Genomic DNA, 11,889 nt, shown 5'->3' on the forward strand with positions numbered 1-11,889 from the left:
GCCATGCAGTCACCCTACGTGGGTCGGGCCGTGCAGACCCACACGGGGCCGGGCATCACCCCAGGTACACGGCGGTTTTCAGTCCAGGTCGACGGGCTCCCCATCGGCATCGAACCACGTACCGTCGTCCTCGATCACCGGCTCAGTTCGTAACTGGGCCGTCAGCGCGCGAGCCGGATCGAAGTAGGCGTCCGTAGCCAACCGAGAGCGCGGCGCCGAAGACGGCATCAGATGCGTGTACACGCTCAACGTCGTCTTCGGGTCCGCGTGACCAAGATACTCGGCCAACTCCCGGACTGACACACCCGCAGCTAACTGCAAGCTCGCATACAGATGCCGCAGCGCATGCACCCCGTCGACGCGCTTACGCATCACCACCTGCGCCCGCCGGAACGCACCAGCCCACTCCGTGCCCTGGAACAACTCCCCATACCAGGGATCCTCATCAGCGCGCACCATGACCAGCTCCACCGTGGTCATCCGGCCATCCAACGTCCCCCACGGCAACGTCACCGGCCGCGGCGGGAACGCCTCCATGTACGCGTCCACCCGGTCGATCACCCACGACGCCGCAGGCACGATCCGGGTCTTGTCCCCCTTCGGCAGCGAGAACACCCGCCCCCCGGTCAGCCGCCGGATCTGCCGCCGCACCACGATCTCGTTGGTCTCGCGGTTGATGTCCTCCGGCGAGAACGCCAGGATCTCGCCGCGGCGCATCCCCTGCCCCGCACCCAACGGGACCACCAGCCGGGCCCGATCACTCAACGCGGCCTCGATCTTCAACAGGCGATCCTTTGTCCACGGCACCACCAGGCTCTTCGGCGCCCGCGGCCGCTTCACCCCGTCGGCCGTGCACGGGTTGACCGGGATCCACTTCGCCGCGACCGCGACCCTGAAGATGCCGGACACCTGCCGGAACAGCAGCACTTTGTAGAACTCGCCCAGCGGGTGCCCGTAGGCCTTGCGCTGGTTGAGCCAGTCCATCCACTCGATGACCTTCGTGCTGGCCGTCTCGGTCGACATCTTCCCGAAGAACGGCTCGATGTGATTGTCGTATTGCGTCTTCCAGGTGGTGCGCGAGCGAGGATTCGGCGACGACGCCTGCAGCCACAGCTCATAGGCGGCCGCGAACGGCTTCTTGCCCGCCTTGGGATCGATGTACTTGCGGTCCAGCAGCGAATCGTCGATGTGGGTCTGATACGCCTGCGCCTCGCGCTTCTTGCCGTCCGGGAACGACTTCGACACCTCGTTGCCGGCGGGGTCGATCCAGCGGACCTTGTAGCGCATCCCCTTCCCGAACCCGGCCTTCTTCTCCCGCTTCTTGCGGCGCGGGTTCTCAGGGTCGGGTTCCTCCTTCCACCACAGGTCCTCGATGTGGCTCACGCGGCCTCCTCGAGCGACTGCAGCCACGCCTCGACCGCGGCGCGACGCCAGCGCAGGCCCTTGCCGATCTTGATGGCGGGCGGGCCGCCCTTACCCTTGCGCCATTCGTAGATCGTCTCGACGGACACACCGAGGTAGGTGGCGAGGTCGTCGATGGTCCACAGCCGTTCGGCGACAACGGCGGTCGCGGCAGCGGGCGCAGGCGTAACGTTCGTGGTTTTGCGGGTGTTGGTGGGCATTGGACTCCCGTTTCGTCGGTGTCGTTGTCCAATGCACTGTAATGCAGTACATTGCTCTACACCACCCCTGGCGCAGCAGGCCCCCGCGACGCCGCGCCAGGGTTTAGCCATGCCCCTATCCGGGTAGAGGACGCCGTCGTAGACTCCGTGCAACCAGCCAGCGCACAGGGGGCACCGTGACGTATCCGCCGACACCGCAGCCGAGCGGGCAGCACCCGATGCCGCCGTATCCACAGAACGCACCCGGCTACCCGCAGCAGCTGCCCACACCGCCGCAGAGAAGGGCCTCCCCCGCGATCATCGGCACGGTCGTAGCCGGTCTCGTCGCAGCACTCGTCGTGGCAGTCGTGGCCGTCACACAGTTGAGCGGGAGCGACAGCGACTCCTCCACAGTCCAGGTGGACTACGCATCGGCGCCGAAGGGCGTGTCGGGCAAGCTGGAATTCGCCGTGCTGGAGGTCGCCAACGGCCAGGACACGGTCGGCGATCGCACCGCGCGGGGCAGCTTCACGACGATCACGTATCGCGTCACCAACATCGGCACATCGGCCGAGTCATACAACGCCGACGGCAACGTCTACCTGTTCGACGCCCAAGGCCGCATGCACAGCCTCGAGAACAAGACCTGGGGCAAGTCGGTCCAGTTGAACCCCGGCCTGTCGCAGACCTACCAGGTGTCGTGGGACATCCCCAGCGACGCAACCCCGAAGGAAGCGTCGTTCTCGGCGGGCATGGGCTCGCCGTTTGCTCGTGTCACACTGCCGGCGACGACTCGATAGGCACGTCTATCGCGCATTCCCATCCCGAGGCGGTGCGGATCCAGCCTTGCGGTGACGGCGGGGTCATCCATGCCTCAGCTCCGACTCCGCGCAGCGCGGCCAGCTCGTCTTCGGTGATGTCGCGATGTGGCCACACCTCGACGGCGCCGGGCGCGGGGACGACGATGTGCCCGATCTGCTTCCACCAGCGCCAGCGGTGGTCGACGCGGTAGCAGGCTCGGCCGGTCGCCGGTCGGACAGTGACGCCGAGCGCGTGAAGAAGTCCGATGTCAGGCTCGTGGATATGGAGCACATCGAACACTTCAGGCCGCCGGGTCGAACGCATGTTCGAATCCTATCGTGTGTTTGCTGGGAACGCACCCACCGGATCGAACACTGTCCAGTCACGACGAAAACGCCCCCGACCAGGACGGTCGGGGGCGCTTCGGTGGTGCTGTCAGGTTACTCGCACGTAGGTGGTGGCTCCGGCCTGGATGGTGGCGGCGTAGGTGCCGTCCCAGGTGCCGAAGCCCTTGCGTTCCACGGTGATCAGGTCGCCGGTGACGACGTCGGTGGTCACCGAGTGGTTCGTCGGCGAGGTGGTGTCGGAGCCGGACTCGGCGCCCACCTGGACGCCGTTCTTCATGATCCGGACGCGGATGTCGTTGCCGCCGGCGCCCGCGGTCCAGGTGAGCTGGACGGTGATCGTGGCGCCGGTCTTGGATCCGTTAACGACCAGAGCGTTGCCGGAGACCGTGCTGCCGGGGTAGCCGGTGGTGTCGGCGGTCCAGCTCGGGACCACCGTGTAGGTGGTCGACGTGGTCGCGGTGCCGTTCTTCGTCATGCCGGACGGCATGAAGGTCTGCGCCGCCGCGGCCAGGGTGCCGGTCGCAGAGAACGGGGCGGTCGTCCGTGCGACGACGGCTCCGGTGAGTGATCCGGCCGCGGTGAACGGTGCTCCGGCGGCGGGCTTCTGGATGCCGGTGAGCAGCCCGGTCGCGGAGAACTGGGCCAGCGCGGTCGGCACGGCCGCCGCGGACAGGTCGCCGGTGCCGGCGAACGGTGCCACGCCCTGGTTGGTCGGGATCAGCAGCGTGCCCTCGCCAGTGAACTGGGCGGTCGGGGCAGCAGCCTGGATCGCCGACAGCAGGCCAGCGGCCGAAAACTGGGCCGTCGTGACGGGGGCTGCGGCCGCGGCGAGGGCGCCTACAGCTCCGGCCTCGGCGGTGAGCCGGTCGGTCGGGATCCGGAACGTGCCGGTGCCGGCGAACGGCGCGCCGGGGGCGGGGACCTGGACGGCGGTGAGGCCGCCGGTCGCGGAGAACCCGGCCAGGGCGGCGGGGATCGCCACGACAGTCAGGGTGCCTTCGGCGACCGCCGCGGCCAGTGGCGGCGGGATGTAGAAGCGGTCGGGCAGGTGGGCGCGGGTGCCGGTCGGCAGGCCCGCTTGCGTGGTGCCGCCGTCTGGCAGGGCCGCTACCCAGCGTGTGCCGGTGGGGAGCGGGGCGGCCATGTCAGCTCACCGAGAACGAGGGGGTGACCTTGATGGTGCCAGCCGAGCCGAGGGTGATGCTGGGGGCGAGGGCGCACTTGTCGTAGAATGTGCCGCCGCTGGACGCCGACCACAGGCCTGCGTAGGAGAACGAGCCGGAGGGCGCGTTGAAGGTCAGCTCGGCCATCGACAGCGAGCCGCCGCTGCCGGAGGTCCAGGTGCCCTGGACGCGGGCATAGGAGCCGCCGGAGGCTTCGGAGGTGCCGGTGGTGCCGGGGTCGCCGGTGTGCAGGGACACCCAGACGGTGGAGGCGCCGGAGAGGGTCTTGTAGGCGTCGGCGAGGACCTGCCGAGTAGTGCCAACAGCTATTGCCATGAGATCAGTCCTGTCGGGCCACTTGGCCCCGGTACCAGCAGAAATCCTTGCCGTCCGAGAAGTGGACGTAGATGCGGAATTTCGCTGGGATGGTGATGGTGTCCGACACCTCGGACTGGATGAGCCACGACACCCACGCGGTGGTGACGGTGGCCGACCATTCGGCCAGGACGGTGTCGGTGTGGTCGTAGATGCGCAGGGTGCAGGTCGTGCCGACCGGGATGAAATTGCCCTCGGGCACGACGATTTGGTGGACGAAGTCCTGGCCGGGGACCAAGACGATGGTTTCGATGAGGGGCTCGTTGCCGAGCATCCGGGCCTCCCGGACGGGTCAGATACCGACGCCGGAGTAGATGCGGACGTCGTCGAACGCCGCGGAGTTCGATCCGTCGCGCTCGACACGCAGACCGGCGTAAGCGTTGGTGGAGGGCACGACGTCGTGGACGTTGCCCGCGTACAGGGCCGGGGTGCCGTTGATTTCGAGCCAGCAGACGCCGTCGTAGACGGAGAAGGCGAGCTTGTCGCCGTCGGCGACCGTGACGCCGCGGTTCGAGAAGTCGTAGAACGACGGGGTGCCGTTGACGCTGGAGGTCACGCGGCCGAGGTAGACCTGACCGGAGAAGATGTTCGCGGTCAGAGCTTGGTCACCGGCGGCGTTCATGCACAGCATCAGCCCGGAGTCCGAGGCGGTCGACGGGCTGCGGACGACGGCCTCGATGCGGGCGCGGCCATTGAGGTTGCCGACGTTGCGGGTGAGTCCGACCGAGTTGTTGTTGCTGCCGGTGTGGACGTACCGGTTGCTGACGATGCCCGCGTCGGTGCCGAGCTGGGTCCAGCCGTTGCCCGCAGCGCCGTCGGCCCGGTTGAAGTCGTCGTAGAAGATCGACGACCACACGGTCTTCGGCGGGATGCTCGATGGCCTGTCGTAGTGGTTGATCCAGCGGATGTACACGTTGCAGTAGGAGCGGTTGACCAGGCGGACGCAGCGGCGCAGCGGTGAGAGCTTGTATGCCTCGGTCGGCATGACGGAGCCGACGTAGCTGTTGTTGAGCCAGATGCGCAGCCAGGCGTCGTTATCGCACCAGACCCGCACGGTGAGGGTCTTGCCGTTGAAGCTCCCGACGGGCGAGTCCCAGGTCCCGATCAAGTTGATCGGGGTGAACATATCGGGGAATTCGCCCACGACGATGTTGTCGTCGAAGCCGCCGAGCTCGTGCTTGAAGCCGACCCCGACCGCCTTCTGGAAAAGATCACTGCCGATCCGCACCCAGGAGTCGGTGAAAACGATGTAAAAGTGCTGGTTGTCGGCGCCCGACACCGGATACCACAGCTCGGCTTCGAAGCCCCAGTTCGGCGTGAACGGCTGCCACTCGTAGCTGGGGCCGCGGCCGTCAGAGTTGACGGCCTGCTCGGTGACGACCAACTCCTCGAGGTTGTTGATGTAGGACTCGCCGCCGCCGAGGTGCCGCCAGGGCCGTTGCAGCGGGTTCTCCGGCGGCCGGTCGAAGGTGTCACGCCAGCCCGCCCACGCCAACGGCAAGTTGCGGCGGATCAAGAAGCTCACTCGCCGGCCTCGAACGCTCCGGAGATGGTGCCGCCATAGTCGGCGAGGAACGCGCGGATCCCGGCCAACGCCAGCCGGTTGCCGCGTAGCCCGAGCCGGTCAGCCGGGTCGAGGTGTACGCGCAGCTCATCCGGGATCGCGTTGAAGCGGGCGATCGCGGCGTCCAGGATCTCGATCGCGCGCGCGGCCGGGGTCATGTCGAACAGGCCCTCGAGGCTGTCGACGTCGAATGCCGCGGCCCACAGGGCTTCCCGATAGGGCTGGATCTGGGGCGCGGACTCGATCGTGCCGGTCGCGCCGATGCAGTGAAAGGACAGCACGACAGCCTCCTAAGGCTTCGGCGTGAACACGCCAGCGACCGCGATCTGCAGCACCTGCGGCGCGACGGATCCGGTGATCGTGGGGACGGTGTAGAAGAAGCGCTCCTTGTCCAGCACAGGGACCTCGAGGAGCGGAATGTTGTAGCGGGTCACGTTCGCGCCGATGGTGGCCGTGGTGTACGTCGTCGCCGAGGTGCCGGTGGCGTTCCACTTTCGGCACTCGATCGACATGCCTGCGGGCTGGGACAGCAGCGCGATGTGGACGTCGGTCAAGTAGGCGTCCTGGTCGTCGGGCACGTTCAGCACGGGCCCGAGCAACAACTCGTTGCCGCCGAGGACGACCGCGGCCGAGGCCACGACACACTCGATGATCCAAAAAGAGCTGTTCAGATAGGCTTTGTCGGCGATGTCGACAGCATCGGCAGCAGCATTCGCGGCGGCCTGGGAGGCGGTGACTGCTTCATCGGCGTGGCCGTCAACGACCGCGATAGCGTCATAGGCCCCGTTGATCCGACCGCGAACCTCCACACCGTGGACGTTCTGGGCGTTGCCGAACGCGCCGAGGACGCCGGACTTCATCGAAGCCTTGGCGTCCTCTTCGGTGGCGAGCTGCAGGGGCCGGAAGTCGCCCGGCTGTTTCGCGCCGTCGGGCGTAGTGCCGATGGGGTAACTCACGAGTCACCCCCGACGGTCAGATCGAGTTGGAGATTTCGGGCGGGATCGGCGGCGGTGGCGGCGAGGGGACGTGGGTGCGGATGAATTCGAGCAGGTCCTTGACGTAGTCGGTCAGGATGTCGATGCGGCGCACGTCGCGGTAATGCTGCAGGACGTCGGCTTCGTGCTGGGTCTCCAGCTTCGCGATCCGGGTGCGCAAGTCCGACAGCTCGGCGCTCAGCGGCGCGAGGACCGTCTTGAAGTCCTCGCGCTGCGAGTCGAGCGTGCGTGACTTCGGCGCGACGAAGCCGACCAGGATGCCGAGTACCGCCGTCACCGCGGGGATGATGACGGACCACATGCGTCAGCCGATCGACGGAGTCTTGTACGCGGCGACGCCCAGACCCAGGGCGGTGGCGACCAGCGCGACCACGGCCGCGGCCTGCGAGTCGCTGAGGACGCCGTAGGTGATCAGGGCGGGCTGCGCGACCGTCAGGATCCGGTACAGCCAGGTGCGCCAGGTCGCGGTCGAGTTGGCGCCGGCGACAGTGAAGCCGAGCACGGCGCCGACGATCGAGACCCACAGGGCGGCGTCGGCGTCGTTGAGTAGGCCGAGGGTGACCAGCAGGACCTGCAGGGGCGCCAGCAGCGTGTACAGGCGGCCGCGCGCGTCGGCGGTGAGGTCGCGGAGGGTGTCGAAGGACATTGAGATACCTCGTGATTGGGGGTGCGCCGCGTCAGGCGGCGTCGGGGAGAGGGGTGTCGCGGTCGCCCGCGGTCAGCAGGCCGAGGGTCGGCTTGGGGGTCCAGTGGATGCGGCCGCGCTCGAAGTCCTGGTAGGCCGCGCCGTCGAACGGCTGCTCGTCGGAGACGGGCCAGCCGAACTTGCCGTTCTCGAACCCGGAGCGGTTCCAGTGGTCGCGGATCGCGCCGTGGACCCAGTAGGCGGGCTGCCCGTAGCGGCGGTAGACCGCGCCGCGCTGGAAGCCCTGCACGTCACCCCAGTTGGCGCCGTCGGGGCCCTTCAGGACGGTGTGGTCGGTCGTCGGGTAGCCGAGGCCGCCGGCTTCCCAGCCGAGGCCGGCGAACTTGTCCCAGAGGGTGTCTGGGATCGGGTGCGCGCCGGTGGCCGGGGACCAGTAGATGTAGCCGCGCTCGAACTGCGCCCACTTCCCGATCTTGTCGGGGCAGGTGTTCTCGCCGACGGTGAGCCGCTTGCCCAGCCACGGCGAGACCGCGGCCTTGGCGTCGATCTCGTTGCGGACCGGCGCGGGGGCGGTGCCGCCCGCGTACTCGGCGACGTAGCCGGCGAACACGTCCCAGGGGAAGTTGGGGCCGACGTCGGTGTGGTCGCCGATGCCGAGGGCGTCGGTGACGTAGCGGTGGTCGGAGATACCGTCGGCGCGCCGGTAGGGCGGGGTGATGACGGTGGTGGCGAACTTGTACTTGCGGGCGTCCTCGACGGCGAGGTAGGCGGCGATGCGCAGGTCGCGGTCGATGGCGAGCCACTGCTGCCGCGACCACGCGGAGCGGGAGCCGGCGAAGCACAGGTTGATGGTCTGGGAGTTGGCGTCGAGCACCGACCACGATGCGTAGTCGGTGTCGACGACGTTGCAGACGATGCCGTCGCGGACCGTGTAGTGGTAGGAGACGCCGTTGTCCGGGTTGTTCAGGTAGCCGGCGAGCGATTCGGCGCTGCCGTTGCCCTCCTGTGTGTGCAGCAGGAAGTTGGTGACGCGGGCGCCCCAGCGGGACGAGCGCGAGTTGCCGAAGGCGTCGATTTCGGTGAAGTCGGGACGGGTCACAGACCGGCCTCCTCAAATTTCTTGGTGATGCCGCGGCGGTTCGCGCCGAGGTGGCGCTCGATGGCGAGGACGCGGTCGACTTCGTCGGCGGGCGCGTTGCGCAGGTAGGCCACGACTTCGGTGACGGTCTTGTGGATCGGGTCGAAGGGCAGCGGCTCGTTGGAGACGGTTGCGCCGTCGCGGGTCGGGCGGCCGGTCTGCGGGACCGCGGGCTCGTAGGCCTCGACCAACTGGTGGTCGGGGACGGCGGCGCGCGGGTCGAAGCCCATCGCCTCGGCGAGTTGGCGTTTGGCGTCCTGTGGGAGGCTCTTAACGAATTCCTTCACGTCGAACTGGTCGCGTTCGGGATCATTCACGTCGACCCAGACGCCGGGGTTGGTGAGCCAATGCGGGTCGCCGACCTTCGGCCGCTGGTACTTGATGATCACCTCACCGGGAATCACCGAATCGACCGGGCGGGCGCCGCAATCCCACTGCCGGCGTGACACCTGCCGCAGGTATTCGATCGGGAAGACCAGCGGCGCGCCGCGCATGCCGGGCAGGCCCGCATACATCCACAGGAACGCCTCTTCGGGGCAGTTCGGGTTGCAGGTGGCGCGGGTGGGGAATTCGCCGTCGGCGAGCCAGGGAGACTGGTCTACCTCCACGGCGGGGGTTTCTGTCAACGGAGCCTCCTGGCTATTTCGTGACACCGAGTTCTTTCACCGCGGCGAAGATGTCGGAGATGAATCCGAGGGCGCGCTGGCCGCGGTCCTTGTTCTTTTCCTTCTCGCCGATGACGGGCATCCATTCGGGGAGGCTTTCGCGGTCCCAGGCGAGGGTGAGTTCACGGACGCGGTCAATGTAGATCTGGTTCGTGAAGTCGCCGATGACGGTTGCGCCGATGCGGTCACCGATGAAGAAATGGCCCTTGCCGTTTTCGCCGACATACCACGGTGCGCCGTCACGGATCATGATCTCGTGACTGAACCAGGACCGGGTTTCGTGGAATCCTGTGCGCAGTGCGGCGAGGCTGGCGAGCGTGTATCCGCGGTCGGCTCCGGTCTGGAAGTATTCCCAATACCGGGACCATCCGGAATTAGCTACACGGGCGTTGGAAGGCAAGGAAACCCAGGCGAGAATTGTGTCGCGATATATCGGCGAAAGCATTGCGTCCAAGGCGCCGCCAACGGGGGGTACACCGATCATCATGGCGACCAGATCGCCCGCCATCTGAATTCCAGCTGAAATTAGTTCATTTACGCCAGGCATCGAGGTGCCGCCACAGTTGATTTGCATCGCGGTAGCGGGTGTGTAAATGAACTTGGACGATTCGACACCGGTCTCTTCGCCTTCGAAGAACACCACATAAGGGCATGTCTTGTCGGTGAGACGCTGGCCCGGAACTTTGTAGGAGTCGGGCACTGCGGGGTCGACGACGGGCTCCATGACGGAGTCGATGAAGTCCTCGGCGAATTGCGCGAAGGTGCGTTTCAAACCGAGGAACGGGTCGCCGCCGTTGGCGGTGTCGGAGTAGTAGCCGGACTGGTCGACAATGTCGAAGACGAGGCAGCCGTTACGCAGGGTTTCGCCGGGGATCGGCTGTTCGTCGTCGGTTTCGATGAAGCGTCGGGCGACGATTGAAAGCTGCGAATCCTCGAGGATCTGGTCAGCCATGTCGTGGAAGTACTTCCAGCGGCTGTAGGGCACCGACCAGAGGGTTCCGGCGTTCATGTCGTCCAGGAACGTGGTGGGCTTGACGACCACGCTCCAATTCGACATCCCGGGGCCCGCCGAGGTCTGCGACATCGGGTCATCCGGGAGCGCCCAGACCGATTCCTGTTCCCGCATGATATTCAGGAACAGGGCGGTCTTGAGGCACCAAATACTAGGCCCTGCCAGGATGAACGTGCGCGGGAATTGCACAGCGGCCGGGAGGAACGGGTTACTCCAAATCTGGTAATACTTCAGGTTCTCCAGGTCGTGCATCCAGCGCACAACCAAAACACGGGTGCCGTCTTCTCTTTTTTCGACGGTGTGATCGTGCAAACGGCCGGACCAGCGGGCGCCGTCTTTGTCCACGGTGATGTGCACATTGCGCTTCTCGCCGTTTTCAATCCGGTCTTTCACGCCCCAGATCCAGCGGGCGATCGGGTCATCGAGCGGGATTTCGGTCAGCCCGGACCCGGCCTCGTTGTCGATCCAGGTGAACGACGCCGAGTACTCCGTTGAAAGCACGCCCTGGAGGAACCAGTCACCGTTCCAAATCCGCATCAGCGGCGGTTCACGGCGTGACCGGTCGTCGGCCTCTTCTTGCGCGAGCGTGGCAGCCCAAATCGCCTCACATTGCTCTTTCAATGTGAGGGTGGAAATGTCAGTCATCGGTTAACGCAGCCCCCATGGACGAGTCCAGCGGCGCGGGCAATACACCTCGACGCGGGCGCCGCCGACAGGAGCGTTCTCGACCTTCACCGGCACCTCCTGGGGTTGGGTGTAGGGCGGGACCTTGTGCATGAAGAAGATCCCGTTCATCAGGCCGATGAGGTTGGTGTTGGTGAAGTCGCGGATCATGAGCCGCATCGGGTCCACGTCGATCCGTGCGCCGCCGTTGAGGTCGGTCAGCTCCGGCAAGGTGATCTTGCGGTTCGCCCACTCCCCCGCCGGGACGCGCGCATTCTTCGGACCCAGCAGTTGCCGGTCCGGCAGCGTCCACTTACCGCGGGTGACGACCCATTTCAGATACATCGGGACATCGGTCGGATTCGCGATCGTCACGAATCCCTCGGAGGTGCCCGACGAGCCGGTCTCGAAATAGTCGAACGGCTCGGTCTCGTAGCGGTCCTCGAACCAGAACGGCTGCTGCGCCACCACGGTCATCGGCAGCAGCGAAGTCCGCGTCAAATGCGGATCATGCTTGGTGTCGGCCACCGGCGACTCGGACAGAGCCAAATACAGTGACCGCGTCCCGGAAGTGTCGGTGGTGATCGACATCTTCGTCAGCTTCGACGACGGATTGAACGGGTCAGGCTCATAGTCCCAGGCCTGCCGCCACCGCGAATCCAGGTCTTCCCAATCAGCAGGGTCGTCGCCCTTGATGTGGACGCCCATGGTGATGTCGCGCTGCTCATACTTTTTGCCTTGATAGGTCGAGCCACGCTGGAATGCCGACGACTTGTATTTCGTGGTCACCGGCGCGTCGTAAATGCCTTTCACATCGCTGGCGAGGAAAAGCTTCGGCGACGCGCCGGGACCGTTGATCGGGAAATACGAGTCATCGCATCCGAAGACTTCGACCTTGGCAGACTTACGCTGCAAAGGT

16 protein-coding genes are annotated in these 11,889 nt (G+C 66.3%); 1 reads left to right on the plus strand and 15 read right to left on the minus strand.

The window, feature by feature from the left end; all coding sequences use genetic code 11:
* Positions 1-78: 78 nt before the first annotated feature.
* The gene (locus ON36_RS17275) at positions 79-1,383 is read right to left on the minus strand and encodes a tyrosine-type recombinase/integrase (RefSeq protein ID WP_052314079.1); all 1,305 of its coding nucleotides are present in this window, start codon (positions 1,381-1,383) and stop codon (positions 79-81) included.
* Positions 1,380-1,622: a helix-turn-helix transcriptional regulator gene (locus ON36_RS17280; protein WP_043654298.1), complete on the minus strand. Its 243-nt coding sequence runs from the start codon at positions 1,620-1,622 to the stop codon at positions 1,380-1,382. The genes ON36_RS17275 and ON36_RS17280 overlap by 4 nt, the downstream gene beginning before the upstream one ends.
* A gap of 176 nt (positions 1,623-1,798) precedes the next feature.
* On the opposite strand from ON36_RS17280, the gene ON36_RS17285 reads away from it, so the two are divergent.
* Positions 1,799-2,401, plus strand: coding sequence for a DUF4352 domain-containing protein (locus ON36_RS17285; RefSeq protein WP_157224900.1), 603 nt, complete (start codon positions 1,799-1,801; stop codon positions 2,399-2,401).
* On the opposite strand, the gene ON36_RS34800 is transcribed toward ON36_RS17285, so the two are convergent.
* The 13 genes from ON36_RS34800 to ON36_RS17345 form a co-directional block, all read right to left on the minus strand.
* Positions 2,376-2,726 (minus strand): hypothetical protein, encoded by a 351-nt coding sequence (locus ON36_RS34800; protein WP_157224901.1) that lies wholly within the window; start codon positions 2,724-2,726, stop codon positions 2,376-2,378. The genes ON36_RS17285 and ON36_RS34800 overlap by 26 nt on opposite strands.
* 111 nt (positions 2,727-2,837) lie before the next feature.
* Entirely contained in the window at positions 2,838-3,893 is a 1,056-nt protein-coding gene (locus ON36_RS17290; RefSeq protein WP_043654304.1) for a hypothetical protein, read from the minus strand.
* A gap of 1 nt (position 3,894) precedes the next feature.
* A complete protein-coding gene (locus ON36_RS17295) occupies positions 3,895-4,248 on the minus strand; it encodes a phage tail fiber protein (protein ID WP_043654307.1) in 354 nt (117 codons plus the stop codon).
* Positions 4,249-4,252: 4 nt separating this feature from the next.
* Positions 4,253-4,561, minus strand: a complete 309-nt coding sequence (locus ON36_RS17300) for an LtfC-like domain-containing protein (protein WP_043654309.1) — start codon at positions 4,559-4,561, stop codon at positions 4,253-4,255.
* A gap of 18 nt (positions 4,562-4,579) precedes the next feature.
* On the minus strand, positions 4,580-5,812 hold the full coding sequence (locus tag ON36_RS17305; RefSeq protein ID WP_043654311.1) for a hypothetical protein: 1,233 nt from the start codon (positions 5,810-5,812) through the stop codon (positions 4,580-4,582).
* Complete coding sequence (locus tag ON36_RS17310) at positions 5,809-6,132, minus strand: hypothetical protein (RefSeq protein WP_043654314.1); 324 nt, start codon at positions 6,130-6,132, stop codon at positions 5,809-5,811. The genes ON36_RS17305 and ON36_RS17310 overlap by 4 nt, the downstream gene beginning before the upstream one ends.
* A 9-nt stretch (positions 6,133-6,141) precedes the next feature.
* A complete protein-coding gene (locus ON36_RS17315; protein ID WP_043654317.1) occupies positions 6,142-6,807 on the minus strand; it encodes a hypothetical protein in 666 nt (221 codons plus the stop codon).
* A 16-nt stretch (positions 6,808-6,823) separates the two neighbouring features.
* Positions 6,824-7,123, minus strand: a complete 300-nt coding sequence (locus ON36_RS17320; RefSeq protein WP_157224902.1) for a hypothetical protein — start codon at positions 7,121-7,123, stop codon at positions 6,824-6,826.
* Between the two features lie 27 nt (positions 7,124-7,150).
* Positions 7,151-7,492, minus strand: a complete 342-nt coding sequence (locus ON36_RS17325; protein WP_043654322.1) for a phage holin — start codon at positions 7,490-7,492, stop codon at positions 7,151-7,153.
* Between the two features lie 31 nt (positions 7,493-7,523).
* Positions 7,524-8,591 (minus strand): N-acetylmuramoyl-L-alanine amidase, encoded by a 1,068-nt coding sequence (locus ON36_RS17330; protein WP_043654324.1) that lies wholly within the window; start codon positions 8,589-8,591, stop codon positions 7,524-7,526.
* The gene (locus ON36_RS34210; protein WP_157224903.1) at positions 8,588-9,256 is read right to left on the minus strand and encodes a phage gene 29 protein family protein; all 669 of its coding nucleotides are present in this window, start codon (positions 9,254-9,256) and stop codon (positions 8,588-8,590) included. The genes ON36_RS17330 and ON36_RS34210 overlap by 4 nt, the downstream gene beginning before the upstream one ends.
* Before the next feature lie 13 nt (positions 9,257-9,269).
* The gene (locus ON36_RS17340; RefSeq protein WP_043654327.1) at positions 9,270-10,952 is read right to left on the minus strand and encodes a Gp37-like protein; all 1,683 of its coding nucleotides are present in this window, start codon (positions 10,950-10,952) and stop codon (positions 9,270-9,272) included.
* A 3-nt stretch (positions 10,953-10,955) separates the two neighbouring features.
* Entirely contained in the window at positions 10,956-11,885 is a 930-nt protein-coding gene (locus tag ON36_RS17345) for a phage tail family protein (RefSeq protein ID WP_157224904.1), read from the minus strand.
* Positions 11,886-11,889 lie beyond the last annotated feature (4 nt).

It is taken from the genome of Nocardia thailandica NBRC 100428 (assembly GCF_000308795.1).
Classification (GTDB): domain Bacteria; phylum Actinomycetota; class Actinomycetes; order Mycobacteriales; family Mycobacteriaceae; genus Nocardia; species Nocardia thailandica.

Excerpts from the sequence above, each read along its gene's own strand:
- ON36_RS17325 (WP_043654322.1), bottom strand. The coding sequence starts at position 7,492 with ATGTCCTTCGACACCCTCCGCGACCTCACCGCCGACGCGCGCGGCCGC.
- ON36_RS17340 (WP_043654327.1), bottom strand. The coding sequence starts at position 10,952 with ATGACTGACATTTCCACCCTCACATTGAAAGAGCAATGTGAGGCGATT.
- ON36_RS34800 (WP_157224901.1), bottom strand. The coding sequence starts at position 2,726 with ATGCGTTCGACCCGGCGGCCTGAAGTGTTCGATGTGCTCCATATCCAC.
- ON36_RS17290 (WP_043654304.1), bottom strand. The coding sequence starts at position 3,893 with ATGGCCGCCCCGCTCCCCACCGGCACACGCTGGGTAGCGGCCCTGCCA.
- ON36_RS17280 (WP_043654298.1), bottom strand. The coding sequence starts at position 1,622 with ATGCCCACCAACACCCGCAAAACCACGAACGTTACGCCTGCGCCCGCT.
- ON36_RS17295 (WP_043654307.1), bottom strand. The coding sequence starts at position 4,248 with ATGGCAATAGCTGTTGGCACTACTCGGCAGGTCCTCGCCGACGCCTAC.
- ON36_RS17300 (WP_043654309.1), bottom strand. The coding sequence starts at position 4,561 with ATGCTCGGCAACGAGCCCCTCATCGAAACCATCGTCTTGGTCCCCGGC.